Source organism: Gluconacetobacter diazotrophicus PA1 5 (assembly GCF_000067045.1).
Lineage (GTDB): Bacteria > Pseudomonadota > Alphaproteobacteria > Acetobacterales > Acetobacteraceae > Gluconacetobacter > Gluconacetobacter diazotrophicus.
The window spans coordinates 3,742,581-3,755,713 of record NC_010125.1 but is presented as its reverse complement, the minus strand read 5'-3'; the positions used below and the strand labels follow the sequence as shown (position 1 = coordinate 3,755,713).

At 68.5% G+C, this 13,133-nt stretch carries 15 protein-coding genes; 2 read left to right on the top strand and 13 right to left on the bottom strand.

Translation table 11 applies throughout. The annotated features are described in order from the left end of the window. Positions 1-2: 2 nt before the first annotated feature. The 8 genes from GDI_RS17405 to GDI_RS17370 all read right to left on the bottom strand — a co-directional run bounded on the left by GDI_RS17405 (position 3) and on the right by GDI_RS17370 (position 5,644). Entirely contained in the window at positions 3-1,889 is a 1,887-nt protein-coding gene (locus tag GDI_RS17405) for a phage adaptor protein (protein WP_012228369.1), read from the bottom strand. After that, positions 1,886-2,389, bottom strand: a complete 504-nt coding sequence (locus tag GDI_RS17400; protein ID WP_012228368.1) for a hypothetical protein — start codon at positions 2,387-2,389, stop codon at positions 1,886-1,888. Before GDI_RS17400 ends, GDI_RS17405 begins: the two co-directional genes overlap by 4 nt. Next, entirely contained in the window at positions 2,373-2,780 is a 408-nt protein-coding gene (locus tag GDI_RS17395) for a hypothetical protein (protein ID WP_231854159.1), read from the bottom strand. Before GDI_RS17395 ends, GDI_RS17400 begins: the two co-directional genes overlap by 17 nt. A 73-nt stretch (positions 2,781-2,853) precedes the next feature. Continuing rightward, positions 2,854-3,036, bottom strand: coding sequence for a hypothetical protein (locus tag GDI_RS17390; protein WP_012554416.1), 183 nt, complete (start codon positions 3,034-3,036; stop codon positions 2,854-2,856). A 109-nt stretch (positions 3,037-3,145) separates the two neighbouring features. Then, positions 3,146-4,054 carry a phage major capsid protein gene (locus GDI_RS17385; protein WP_012228365.1) on the bottom strand — a complete coding sequence of 303 codons (909 nt, stop codon included), beginning with the start codon at positions 4,052-4,054 and terminating at the stop codon, positions 3,146-3,148. A gap of 12 nt (positions 4,055-4,066) precedes the next feature. Continuing rightward, positions 4,067-4,663 carry a hypothetical protein gene (locus tag GDI_RS17380; RefSeq protein WP_012554415.1) on the bottom strand — a complete coding sequence of 199 codons (597 nt, stop codon included), beginning with the start codon at positions 4,661-4,663 and terminating at the stop codon, positions 4,067-4,069. A 154-nt stretch (positions 4,664-4,817) separates the two neighbouring features. Beyond that, positions 4,818-5,261, bottom strand: a complete 444-nt coding sequence (locus GDI_RS17375) for a hypothetical protein (protein ID WP_012554414.1) — start codon at positions 5,259-5,261, stop codon at positions 4,818-4,820. Continuing rightward, positions 5,258-5,644 (bottom strand): hypothetical protein, encoded by a 387-nt coding sequence (locus tag GDI_RS17370; protein ID WP_041249580.1) that lies wholly within the window; start codon positions 5,642-5,644, stop codon positions 5,258-5,260. Before GDI_RS17370 ends, GDI_RS17375 begins: the two co-directional genes overlap by 4 nt. 16 nt (positions 5,645-5,660) lie before the next feature. Here GDI_RS17370 and GDI_RS20010 point away from each other — a divergent pair, with 16 nt between their 5' ends. Next, on the top strand, positions 5,661-6,323 hold the full coding sequence (locus tag GDI_RS20010) for a hypothetical protein (RefSeq protein ID WP_231854158.1): 663 nt from the start codon (positions 5,661-5,663) through the stop codon (positions 6,321-6,323). Here GDI_RS20010 and GDI_RS20405 read toward each other — a convergent pair. The 5 genes from GDI_RS20405 to GDI_RS18680 all read right to left on the bottom strand — a co-directional run bounded on the left by GDI_RS20405 (position 6,212) and on the right by GDI_RS18680 (position 11,524). Further along, complete coding sequence (locus GDI_RS20405) at positions 6,212-8,902, bottom strand: co-chaperone GroES (protein WP_231854157.1); 2,691 nt, start codon at positions 8,900-8,902, stop codon at positions 6,212-6,214. The genes GDI_RS20010 and GDI_RS20405 overlap by 112 nt on opposite strands. After that, positions 8,899-9,144 (bottom strand): hypothetical protein, encoded by a 246-nt coding sequence (locus GDI_RS17360; protein WP_012554409.1) that lies wholly within the window; start codon positions 9,142-9,144, stop codon positions 8,899-8,901. The genes GDI_RS20405 and GDI_RS17360 overlap by 4 nt, the downstream gene beginning before the upstream one ends. Position 9,145: 1 nt before the next feature. Next, positions 9,146-10,639: a hypothetical protein gene (locus GDI_RS17355; protein ID WP_012228361.1), complete on the bottom strand. Its 1,494-nt coding sequence runs from the start codon at positions 10,637-10,639 to the stop codon at positions 9,146-9,148. Positions 10,640-10,664: 25 nt separating this feature from the next. After that, positions 10,665-10,889, bottom strand: coding sequence for a hypothetical protein (locus tag GDI_RS17350; RefSeq protein ID WP_012554408.1), 225 nt, complete (start codon positions 10,887-10,889; stop codon positions 10,665-10,667). A gap of 80 nt (positions 10,890-10,969) precedes the next feature. Continuing rightward, complete coding sequence (locus GDI_RS18680) at positions 10,970-11,524, bottom strand: terminase small subunit (protein ID WP_012554407.1); 555 nt, start codon at positions 11,522-11,524, stop codon at positions 10,970-10,972. A 375-nt stretch (positions 11,525-11,899) separates the two neighbouring features. Here GDI_RS18680 and GDI_RS17340 point away from each other — a divergent pair, with 375 nt between their 5' ends. Beyond that, on the top strand, positions 11,900-13,033 hold the full coding sequence (locus GDI_RS17340) for a hypothetical protein (protein ID WP_157871080.1): 1,134 nt from the start codon (positions 11,900-11,902) through the stop codon (positions 13,031-13,033). The last annotated feature ends 100 nt before the right edge of the window (positions 13,034-13,133 follow it).

Below are 13,133 nucleotides of genomic sequence, written 5' to 3'. Positions count from 1 at the left end.
CCCTACCCCGACCGCCCGGCCGGGCCGACGCCCGCGCCGAACAGCACCGATTGCGGCTCGCGATCCCAGCCCTGGGCCACCATCAGCTTGCCGCGCGCTTCCTCCTTCAGCAGGGCGTACTGCGCCGGATTGCCACGGGCGCCGTTATATTCGGGCCAGAGTTCCACCGCCAGGTTCCAGCGCAGCGCCGCCAGCCACTCATCCGGAAAATCCGGCACCGAGGCCAGGGTCGCGAATGTCGTCAGCGGCCGCTGCGCGGTGAATTTCAGCGCGCTCCCATCGTCGCACGGCGCCGGCCAGACATGCAGGACCCCCGCCCCAAGCTGCGGATCGTAGAAGAACTGCGTCACCGTCCCCGGCGTGGCCTTGTTCGGCACGGCGGCATAATCCAGCCGCGACATCGGCACGACCGGGATCTCGATCGCCTGCCCGCCCGGCGGCGCCAGACGGCAGCGCCGCGCCGCCGGCACCCGCAGCGGGCGGATCAGCGGCGTGGCATAGGACACCACCCGCGCCCCGGCCGACGCCTGCGACGGCAGCGCCGCGGCCAGCGTCACCGTCCCGCCGCCGACCGAGGCAGCGGTCGTCCAGAAGGTGCACCCGGCATCCAGCCACACCCCGACCCTGTCGCCCGCCGCCACCCCGGCCAGGGCGGCCGACACCTGCACCGCCCCCGCCGCCCCGCTCACCGCCAGCGCGCCCTCGACCCACTGGCTGCTCAGGGTGGCGGCGTCGGGCGACCCGGCGCCCAGCAGGTAGCGCACCTGCCCCGGCTGCAGGAACAGCGTGCAATCCTCCTCGGCCCAGACATGGATGCCCGAGGCCTGCCAGGACTGTACCATGGCGTTCAGCGCCGTGAACGCGTTGTCCACCAGCCCCAGCCGCGGCACATCCTGCGGGCCGACGGCCCCGCACAGCCGCAGCGCCCCCGCGATCATCTGATAGACCGGCTGGCCGAAGGGAGAGGTGGCGGTCCCCTCGGGCTCGATATCCCACTTGGAAACAACAGCGAACTTCTCGTCCGCCATGCCCTTCAGCATCGTCATGCGCGCCTGCGGGCAGTCATATTCCGGCCCCAGTTCCACCGCCAGGGCGAAGCGCAGGGCCGACGACCATTCCTGCGGCACATCCGCCGTATCGGCCTGGCTGCTGAAATCCTGCAAGGGCCGCTGGCAGGTGAACCGCACCACCGTCAGGCCGGCCGCCGGAGCCGGAAACACGCTGAAAACCCCCGACCCGAGCTGCGGATCGTAGAAATACTGCGCCGGCACGCCCGCCGGCGCGGTCTTGCCCGACAGATTGGCGTAATCCAGCCGCGACATCGGGATCAGCGGCGTCTCCACGCCGGTCGCCGGATCGACAACCCGCGCGCCGCTGACCTTCAGCGGACGCGCGAACGGCGCACCACAGGCCACCACCGCCGCGCCGGCCGACGCCTGCGACGGCAGCGCCGAAGCCAGATAAACCGTCGAACCGGACACCGAGACGACCGAAGACCAGAACACCGGCCCGGCATCCAGCACGATGCCGACCTGGCTCCCCACCGCGATACCGGCACCGGAAGCCAGCGCGACCTGCACCGCCCCCGCCGCCGCCAGGACGGTCGATGCCGTGATGCCGGCGGCCCCCGTCGCATGATCCGCGCTGTTCACGCCGATCGCGTACTGCGCCTGCCCCGGCTGCAGGACCAGCGTGCCCTCGGCCTGCGCCCACACATGCACGCCCGACACCTGCCAGGACTTGATCAGCCCGTTCAGCGCCATCAGCGCGTCGGCATATTCGCTGGCGGGCGGCGTCTCGCCGCTGGCAATGGCCCCGATCAGCCGCAGCGCGCCGTTGATGATCGAGGACGCGCCCGGGTTCCAGGTCGCGGTGCCGCTGGTCGTCATGCCGGCCCCGCCGCGCTCAGGTCCAGCACCATGTTCCCCGCCGGATCGCCCGCCCCGACCGACGCCGGCAGCGGCGCGGCCAGCGTAATCGTGCCGCCCGCGATCCCCCGCACCTGCGTGACGAAGTTCACGCCGCTATCCAGCATGACCTGCACCGTGTTGCCCACGCCCATGCCGGCGACGGACGCCACCATGATTGGCACCGCGCCGGCCGGGGGCGGTCGCGTCACGAGCGTCCCCACCATCATGAACCGGTCGTCCTGCCGGGGCCGCGCGACATACACGCTCTGGTCGTCCGGCACCCCGCGCACGAAATCCTGCGGCTGCTGCGGCTCCCACCGCCTGCGATCGACCACCGCCTGCCCGGTCTGCCCGCCGGGGATGGTGCGCGTCCGCGACCGCCGGACCTTGAAGCCCGACATGTCGTCCAGCACGTAATGGTCGCCGGGATTGTAGTACCACGCCTCGGTCATGCCGCGCCCCTCAGAATTGCGGAACACCCTTGATCATCTCGAGATGGATCGTGAACGCCCCGCCCGCCGCCGCCCCGATGGTCGTCAGCAGGATCGACCCCGTCGCCCCCGGCGCCGCCGTGACGCCGGGATTGGACAACCCCTGGCACCGCCGGAAATCCAGGTGCCCGAACCCCGACAGCGTCGCCAGGTCCACCGGCGCCTTGGCCTCCCATTGCAGCCGCACCACCATGCCGTGCACGTCATAGACGATGCGCCGCACCTTCAGGTGCACCCCGGGCACCTGCCCCCCGGCGGCATAGGCGGCGGACTGCGCATCCACCACCTTGAACCCCGACAGGCCGGTGCCGTCGCTGACATCGGTCAGCTTGATGATCAGGTTGCGGGGACCATTGGCGATCACCTGCGTCGTCGTCATGTCGGCCATCGTTTCCCCCGTGATGACGGGGCCCCGCCCGACCGGCAGGGCCCCCTTTCCTCGGACCCGGCCCTCAGACCCGGCGCGTCGCCTTGCGCGCGGGCGCGGGCCTGCGCCGCACGCCCCGCGCCGCGACATCGGCCACGGCGGCGGGCTTTGCCCCGCCGTGATAATGGTGATGATGATGCACATGCATCTCCGCCCCACCCCGGGCGGTGGTGGATGCAGCCTTGGTACCCGTCTTGCGTTCGGTCATAATTCCGTCCTTCAGTTTGAAAATCCTGTGATCCTGGAGGGACATGTGGGCTGGTGAACGAGAGTGCCGCGCGTCGGATCGCCACCAGCGCGCATGTCCGGACAGGATCTCAGACGCCCGGCGTACCGTACAATCCGCGCCAGTCGGCCCAGTAGCCGGAATAGCGCTCGTAGCAGGCGGCCTTCGCGTTCTTGGTGTCGAAATCGTTGTCCTGGTCGAAAGCGATCGGATCGCGCTCGAAATAGGTCAGCGAATTGGGCACGTTGGTGCGGATGAACCACGCCGTCTGGCTGGTGAAGTAATGGTTCAGCTTGATCCCTTCCGGGAACGCGTTGGTCGCGCGCAGCACGTTGATGGCGTTGTTCGCCGTGTCGTTCTGCAGCACCGAATTGCACACCCGGTTGGCCTCGAACCACAGGGCGGACGGCACGTTCAGCGTGCGCGGCAGGGCAGAAATCCGCATGCCGCGATTGTTCTGGCACTGCATGATCTGGACCGTCAGGTCCTCGATCGCGGCTTCGGACAGGTCCGCCGCCGTCGCCAGCAGGTTGGACTGCATGCCCGACAGCGTGGGATGCGCGCCGGAAATCAGCGCCGCCCCGTCGCCGCCCGGCGCGCTGGCCGAAAACGCCATGTTATAGATGCCGGCCAGCACGTTTTCCTTGGTCTGGCGCATGGAAAACGCCAGCTGCGCCGCCCGCCTCTTGGACACGGTCTCGTACAGGTTGTCGCGCAGCTCCTCGTACGTCACGATATAGCCCAGCGCGTACGCCACGTGCGTGAAGCGGCTGACCGACCCCTGCGATTCCACGTCGTAATAGATCTGCTGCCCCTGCGGCTTCACCGGCGCCAGGCCGAAGCCGGTGATCTCGACCTCCTCCTCGTACGCCTTGTCCGAGGTCTGCCTGTCGAACAGGTCCAGATATTCCACGTGATGTTCGTCATAGCTGCGCCCCCACCACGCCTTGATGCCGGGCCACAGGGCCTTGGGGTGGGCGCCCGTCGTAATTACGGCCATCGGGAATGCTCCTTAAATGCCGGTCGTGCCGGTGATGGAATGCAGGTTGATGCGGCACAGCCACTTCGCGTTGACGCCGATCGCATTGTCGATCGACTGGTACGCGCGCAGGATACGCAACTGCCCGGTGGCCAACGTGCCCAGGCTACTGGACTGCGCCTGCCAGCCGGACAGGCTGGACGTCACCGATCCCGCCCCGGCCACCAGGTCGATGTTGCTCGACGCCGCCCCCGCCGCCAGCGCGCCGCCCACCGAATCCTCCTGCACCGCGAAGACCAGGTTCGGATCGTCGGCAACGTAGACATAGGCCGCCTGCCCCGCCGGCAGGTACGGCGTCTGGTTCTGCAGCAGCGGCAGCACCAGCTCGCCGGCATTGCTGGCAATGCCCTGCATCGACCCGGTGATCATGCCCGACGCCCCGGCGGTGGCGATGCCCACGCCCGGCACGCCGTTGGCGTCGGCCACGCCGGCCAGCACCACCAGCGGGTCGCCCAGGAACAGCGGCGTGGCATTGGACGGCGGCACGTAATAGACCTGCACGCCGCCGCCATACGGCGCCCCGGACGCATAGGCCATCGGCCGCAGGCCGAAGGGAGTATTGGAATTCATCTGGCAGAGCCTCTGCACGGTTGAAATCACGACGGCCGCACACGCGCCGCCGAACTGTCATTGCCTGCTGGTCTGCCTTGGGGGGGGCGCCGTGCCTGGACGCCCCGTCTCGTATCCGTCCGTCCCGTTTCGGGCCGTATCGGGCCGTCTCGCCTCAGCGCCGTTCCTCGCGGATCGTGATGCCCACGCCGTTGGGAACATATTGCGCGTTGCGGTCCGCGCCGGTCGGGCCGCCGGGAACCCGGCCTTCCCTGATCTGGGCCATCAGCTCCCGATGGCCCGCTTCCTGCGCCGCCATGTCCTCCCGATACCATTCGGCCGGTATTTCCATCAAGTACGCAATCTGCGGCCCACCCCCGCGCGCGACACCCACAGTCCTGCTAACGGGTTTTCCGGATTCGTCCATCACCTGCGCGTATCCCGCGTCCTGCGCGCGGGCAACGCGGCCGGGTTCGTCGTTGAACCAGTGCCGGTGGTAGCCCTCGCGCTCGGGATAGGCCAGTTTCTGCTCGCGCAGCCCGAAGGGGCGGCGCGACGGCGCGCGGCGGCCGCGGGGCGCATCGGCCTGCGGCGCGCGATGGCGTGCATCGTCGCTCATGCTTCGTTCTCCCAGTAATATCCGGCCCATTCGTCCTTGGTCAGCGGCTTGCCCTTGCCCGACAGCGCGCGGGCATAGCGGTCGTATTCCCGCCGCACCTCGGCGGGCAGCGCCTCGAACCCGCGCGGGTTCGCCCCGCGCGCGCCCTCGCCGCGCGACGCGCTGACCTGGGCCGGGGCCTCGCGCCGCCGGTTCTCGAACAGCGCCGGATGCAACTGCCGCACCTTGCGCCGCGTGATCTCCAGCCGCTCCGCCAGCGGCAGGCCGGCATGCTGGCGGTCCACCGCCGACTGGATCGCAATCGCGTCCTGCCGGGCCTCCTCGTTGCTGGCAAACCACGGATTGGCCTGCACGAAGGCCACGATTTCCGGCGCCGGCGCCACGGGTCCGCCCGCCCCCGTGGCGGGTGCGGCGGGCGCGGCCCGCCTCCCGCCGGGGCACCTCCCGCGCGCGCTCGGGCGGGGGCGCCTGGTCGCGCAGGTCCTGCAATTCGCGGTCGGCGGCGGCGAAGGCCGTGGTGTCGCCGCTGGCCACGGCGGCCTGCCGCCGGGCCTCGATCTCGCGCGTCGCGCGCTGATAGGCCCGCTCGTCCGCGCGCCGCGTGCGCTCCGTCAGGTCGGCCAGCGCCTGCTGGCTGTCGCGCAACTGCGCCTGCATGGCGGAATACCGCCCGTCCAGCGCGCGATATTGCTGCTGCAGCACCGGCAGCAGCGTCATCCCCCGGTCCAGGAATTCCCGCGCCGGCCGCCATTTTTCCGCATCGCCGCGAAATTCCCCGCGCGGCACCCAGCCCATCCGCCGCGCCTGCGCCTCGGTCTCGTCGCCCGCGCCCTCCGGGGCGGCGGACGGCTCGTCCCCGTCCTGCCCCGCCGCCTCCCGCCCCGCGCTCTCCGCATGGGGGGCGCCGGCCTCCGTCACATCCCCTTCCCGCATGTCCTCGTCCCGTTCCATCATGCCCCTTCTCCTTTCCCGTCCGCCGCCGTACCGATCGCCGCAATGCAGCGCTGCGACATCAGCCGGTACAGCAGCCCGTCCTCGCCCTTCAGCAACTGGCCGGCATAGCGCTCGAAATAAACGCGGTCCCCCGGCGCGGGCACCTGCCCCACCCATTGCCGCGTGCCGTCATCGTTCCAGCGGAACGCCGCCGGGCCGACCGCGATCACCGTGCCGTGCTCGGCGGCCAGCGTCTGCCGTTCGACATACTCCGCCGGCAGTTGCACCGCGCCGCTGGTCATGTCCGCATGCACGTCCGCCAGCACCAGGATCTTGTCGTCCAGCGGCACGTACCCCGCCCGGTTCACGCCGTCCCAGTCGGACATCACGTATTCCTGCTGGTCGAATTTCAGGATCCGCCCCTCGCGCATCACGCGCCTCCCCCACCATAGAATGCCGCCATCTCGGCCCATTGCAGCGCCGCGATCTCGCCCGCGACGGCGGCGCGGCCGCGCGCCTCGTGCTCCTGCGCCAGGGTTGGCGGTCCCGGCCCGCCACTGCCCCAGCATCCGCTGCTCCACGCTATCGCGGTAATCCTCCAGGAACCGCAGCACCGCCCGGCTCACCGGATGGTGGCGCCACGCCCGGAACGAGTCCTCGCCCAAATCCCCCAGCACTTCCAGCCGCCGCGCCCGCGCCGCCTCCAGCGCCGCACTCCGTCTCGTGGTCCATGCTCTCCCTCCCCATCCAGTTCCGAAACCCTGGCGTTCCAGCCACGCCAGTTCGCCATCTCCCTCCCCGTTTCCTCCCGCCCCGTTTCCTCCCGTCTCGCCCTCCACGCGGCGGGCCTGCGCCAGGTGCAGGATCGCATCGGCCAGCGTGGACACCTGCTGCACCTTCTGCTGGTCGGCGCGGATCTCCATCTCCCGCGCGTCGCGCCGGGCGCGGCGCTGCACCTCGGCGGCCTGGCCGATCGCTGCCAGGTCCGGGGCCGGCTGGGCGCGCAGCACCTGGTCGATGTCGCCGATCGCCGCGGCCTCGAACGCGCGACGGCGGATCTCATGCCCGTCGCACCACGGGTCGTCCTTGAACGACAGCAGGAAATTGGCCCGCGCCAGTTGCTGCATGTCGGTGACGACTTCCGGGTCCGACACCGGCTCCACCCCGCTGCCCTGCTCGTAATCGGCACGGGTGACGCGGAAATACTCCGCCCCGGCGCGAAACCCCGCCTCGTCGGGCAGATAGATCCGGTTCAGCCGGTACAGCTTGCGAAATTCCATGCCCAGGCTGCGATGGATGCGCTTGAAGATGGCGCTGAACACCTTCAGCCCCTGCTGGATCACCGCCAGCCCCAGCACGCCCGGCACGTTGCCCCCCGGCATGGCGCCGGACAGGATATCCTTGACCGAGGCGATCTCCCGCCCCGCATCGACCAGGAAGCCCAGAAGCTGGAACAGCACCGGATTCGGCCCGGAAAACTGCATCGGCACCAGGTTTTCGCGCAGCGTCGCGCCGGGCGTGTTCACCACCTTGTATTCGCCGATCTGGAAGCGCACCGACCCGCTGTTCAGCGACATGCCGGACCCGATGAACCCGCCCCCCGCATTGGCCAGGTGCGCCGCGTCGAACATCTGGTTCAGGCTGGTGTTCACCGCCGCGTTCAGCGGATGCAGCAGCGTGCCGAACCCGATATCGTAGATCGCGGAGTCCGGCGACGGGATGAAGGGAAACTTGGTGTAGTACGCCACCGCGTCGATCCGGCGAATGCGGTGGTCGGCGGCGCCGAAGATCACGCCCTCGGACTCGAACCCCGCGACGATGCGCGCCAGCCGGCCGGAATCCCGCGCGATGGTCACGATGTACGGCTCGGCATAGCCGTCGCCATCCAGATCGTAGCGGCGATGCTGCTCCAGGAACGTGACCGGCGCATCCTCGTCGTCGCCCGCATCGTGGTTGCACCCGTACTCGTCGTCCAGAAACAGGCCGGCACGGATCTTCTCCTCGACCTCCCACGGATACAGGTCGATCTCCTCGGTGATGCGCGGCGCGGCGGCGAAGGATTTGGCGTTGTAGTCGATGCACAGCCGCAGCGGGTCCACCGTCTCGCTGACATTGCGCTGCAGGCCGGGGTCGAAATAGGTCTTGCGGAACATCGTGCCGACAATGGACAGTTTCAGCAGCAGCTTGTCGGTCTGCTCCTCCCAGTCCTCCATCTCGTTCAGCAACTGCCAGCTCATGTGCCGGCCGATCGCATTCGCCCGGGTCCGCTTGGCCCCCGGCGGCACCAGCCAGGCCGGCCCGCCGGCCGCCACCGCCAGAGGGGGCGCCGGCACCCCGGAATCATCGCCCACCACCGTGCCGCGCACCACGTCGCGATCGCGCACGATGCCCGGATAGGCCCGGGCCGCGAACTGCACGGCCGCGATGGTCAGCAGCGGATAGATGACGTTCGACGCCCCCGGCCACGGATAGGTCTTGGGCTCGCTCACCTGCTGCGCCACGTCCAGCCAGCGGCGGTACTGCTCCTTCCACTCGGCCCGGCTGGCATCGTCGGCGCGCCAGTCCCGCGCCACCCGGTCCGCCACCCGCCCGCGCACGGCATCGTCCAGTTCCTCCGCGATGTTCGGACTGTCGATCCAGCGGCGCAGCCGCTCCACCAGCGCCGCGTCGGGGCCGCTATCGGGGCCCTCTGCCTCGGCCGCGCTCATGGCGCCACCCCGCCGGGCGCGAATTCGCCGCACACATGCTCGGGCACCACCGGGGGAAAGGTGGCGAAGGGCTGCGGCGCCAGTTGCCCCACGCGCGGCGCGGCCTGCGGCACCAGCACCACCGTCACCTGCGGCGGATAGCGCCGGCAGACGACGTCATGCCCCTCGACGCCATGATGGCGGCAGAGGCGGCACGTCCGCCGCGTCGCGGCGACATGCGCGGGAATCACCAGTCCTGGCATTTCAATACCCCGTAATGTTCGATCGCGTCCGGTCGTCGTCCGAATGCATCTGGAACCCGTCCATTTCGCCGCCGGCGCCGTCGTCGATCCCCGCCCCGGCCCCACGCAGCTCGGCGCCGAACAGGCGCGTCGCCGCGTATTGCAGCGCATCCATCACATGCGACCACCGGTTCTTTTCCGGCCGGTCGGCATAGCGTTCGCCGCTGACCTGCATGCGCCGGTACTGGTATCCGCCCATCAGCGCCCGGCGCAGCGTGGCGCAGCGCGGATGCAGCACGAATCCCGGCTCCGCCCCGTCCAGCAGCGTGCGCAGCGGCCGGCGCACGCTCTCCAGCCGGATCGCCAGCGTCTGCATCCCCGGCTCGATGGCGATCCCCCTGGCGTGCAGGATCTCGAAACAGGTCCGCTCGTCGGTCTGCGCCCGCTGCATCCCCGCCGGATCGCCGACATCGACGAAGCGGGTCTTCGGAAAATGCTGCGCCGAATGCCGCGCCACCACGTCCGCGAAGCGTTCGATCCCCATGGCGCTGGACACCAGCTCGTCCACCACGATCCACTGGCCGGACGGCAGCATCTGGCTGAACACGCAGGCCGGGGTCAGCCCGAAATCCCACCCGCGATAGACCGGCAGCGCCGGCACCGTGCGGCAGTCGCGGCAATGGAACCCGTCGCTATATTCCCCGAAGACCGGCCGCCCCTCCATGACGAATCCGTAATCGCCGTCGATATAGACCTTGATCCACTCGTCGCTTTTCCCGACCGCCAGCCGCTGGTAATAGGCCGGCGGCAGGTTGTCCAAATTCTCGGCCGCCTCCGCCCGCCCGCCGGGCTGCCTGAAGATCCGCGCGAAGCGGTCCACCGTCATCCCGGGCACGATCGCCGCCATGGCGTCCACCGCCGCCGAGTGGTCCTTTTCCTCGAAGAACCGGTACCAGTCCGATTCCGCATCCGGCGGGTTGGTGTCCATCAGCACGCCCGACCAGGTGGCGCCCCCGTCCCGCCGGGCGGGATAGCGGCCCACGCGCCCCTGCACGGCCTCGACGATCGCCCACGGCACCTCACGCGCCTCGTTCACCCAGGCACCCGTCAGTTCCAGCGACAGCAGGTTGCCCACCTGGTCCGGCCGGTCCAGCGCACGGAACAGCAGTTCGATCTCCGCCGGCTTCTCGTCCCCCTCCGCCACCATCCGGTTGATGACATAGGAATGGTCCGTCGGCTTCCACCGGCCGAACCGCGCGGGCGGAAACCATTGGTGGACGGTGCGGATCGTCGTATCCTCCAATTGGCGGTACGAATTGCGGATCACCGCCCAGCGCGACCGCCGCACCCCGTCGGGGCCCGGCGCCTGCCGCAGCCCCCGCACCACGATGTCCCAGACGCAGCCCGAACTCTTCCCCGACCCGAACGGCCCCATCAGCCCCCGGATGAAGGCGTCGGATTCCATGAACCGCCGGATCGTCGGCACGGACTCGCGGTTGTAATGCAGCGCGGCCATGCCGCCCCCCCCGGGAAAGACCGGCCTAGCGATGCGGCCCGTGATCGGGCTTGGCCGACGCCGGCATGCGCCCGCCGCGCGGCCGCCCCGTGGCGGGCGCCGCACGCTCATCGTCCTTCAGGACCCGCGCGGGCGCAGTGCGGTCGGGATGCGCCGCGCCGCCATTCACCTCGGCCAGCGGCGCCACGCCGAATTCGTCGTCCTCGCCCGGCACGCGCCCGGTTTCCGCCATCACTTTGTGCTGTCGCATGCGTACACACTCCCCCCACGCCCGGACGGGCCCACGCCCGACCGGAACAGTTTCAGAAAACCCGTTTTGTGATCGGCCTGTTAGCGGACCAGAACCGTATACAGCGCCGGCGGATCGACCGGCTGTCCGTCGCGGCCCAGATGCTGGCGCACGTCCTTCAGCAGGCCTAGGTGCCGCGCCAGCAGATCCAGGCTGGGCGTGCGCGGCACCAGGCGCACGACGAAATGTCCCGCCTTGTCCCACGACCAGCCGGCAATGGCGCCGCGCACCGCATCCGGCAGGGTCGCGATGTCCTCCGGCCCCTCCAGCCGATGCCCCGCGATCGCGCCCACGTCATAGAACGCCATGCGCATCAGTTCGGAAATCACCTGATCCTGCGTGACTTTCGTCCGCTCGCGCCGCGCCGCCTTCCCCCGGTCCACCGCCGCCCTCACCTGCGGCATCGCCAGCATCCGCGCCGCGTGCTGCTGCGCGCCGACGGGCCCATAGCCGGTACGCAGCGCCGCCTGCTTCCCGTTCAGGTCGACCAGATATTCCGTAACGAACCGTTCCTGCCTCGGCGTCAGCTTCGGCATGGCCGCGGCATCGTCCCCCGCGTCGCCGGCATGCGCATCGTCCCCCGTATCCGGCACCATCCCCTCCCCCGAACCTCCGTGTCCTGGGGGACCATATCGCGCGGCCCGGCCACGCGGATATCCTTATTCCAGCCGCAAGGGCACGCGGGTGGGGATGGTGTGTTTTTTATTCCTGGCCGCACAAATCGGCAGGAACGAGACCCGGCACGATCAGGTCGTTCGCACGGCGTGCAAGTCAATCCCGCCATTCAATGCGATATCGAAAATATGCATGCCGTAACCGGATCGATCCATTCCGGTCATTCCGATTATTTTAATAAAAAATAAACATATCGGGACCAAGTCTTCGCCCCGGAACGCTGTCACGGCACGCTCCGCACCTGTCTTTTATTCACCCCGTTCAGCGGGTGGATGCGTCTGAATCAGAGTGGAAACATGGATACGAAAAACTGGAATATCGTCCTGACGAACATCATTCGCCGGACCAACCTGTATGCGTGGGGAAACTGGTCCCTGAATCCCGGTGTCCAGCCGGGGGCCGTCGGAACCATCGATCCGGACACCGGGATCTTCAGCCAGGTCACCACGCTGTCGGACCTCAAGATTACCGACCTGCCGGCCTCCGAGAACTGGGCGGTCAACGATTCGTCCGTACGGCGCCAGCAGACGGACGTCGATTTTGCGGGTGGCTACCAGGACCCGACAACCAGCATGAAAGTCAATACCGGGCTGAAGGTCAGTTGGGAATTCGCCAAGGAGGGCAGCATTTCCTCCAACGCCACGCTCGTCTCGCGCCGTTCGGTCGATGATTTCGGGATCGTCCTGCGCGATCGATTTGCCAAGCTACTGGATATCGCGAAATCGATCAATTACGCGACGCCCGACGGAAAGGGAATCCAGCAGGGCTTCGGTGTCGTGACGCACACCCACGAGGCGATCGGCGGCGCGAATATCGCCTCGTTGAACCAGTCCAGCACCTTTTCACTGACGGGATCGGTCGATGGCATCCGGGCCATGACCGGCGGTGGAACGGTCCAGGGCAACCTGAAAGGGTCCTACAAGGAGTTTCAGGAAACCAAGGCTTTCGAAAGCCATTTATGGCCGGCCCAGGACAACACCGCCGCGAAAACACTGATCCCGCTGTCTTTCCAGTTCGCCTCGTTCGACGGCCGGACCATCATGCCGACATGGATCAAGCCCATTCATTCCTTCTCGGTCAATTTCGACAACCAGCATGGCGGTACGTATATTGGTCGATGCAAGGTGAAATATAACAGCGCCTCGGAAGGACCCGGCGAAAAATCCACCACGGTTCCCGGGGGCCAGCAGCACACCATTTCCGGTATTCCGCTTGATGCCACGAATCTCGAGATCAAGGTCGATTTCGCAGCGGGTTCCGATTTCGTCTTCAAGGTGCCATCGCCGATCCTCGAATGGAAGACGGGCACGTGCACCGTTGACATGTCGGGTGTCTGGCCGTGGGGGTCCCATGCCAGGATTCGCCGGATCGAAACGGTCTCGATCGCCCAATACATGGACAGGCTGACAGCGGAAAGCTCTCCCGCGTAGTCCGCTGCCTCCGCCCCGGCGGGCTATGGACGAACAGGGATGGGACCGGATGGCCCCATCCCGCCACCCGGAAGGTCAGACATCCATGCCGATCATGCGC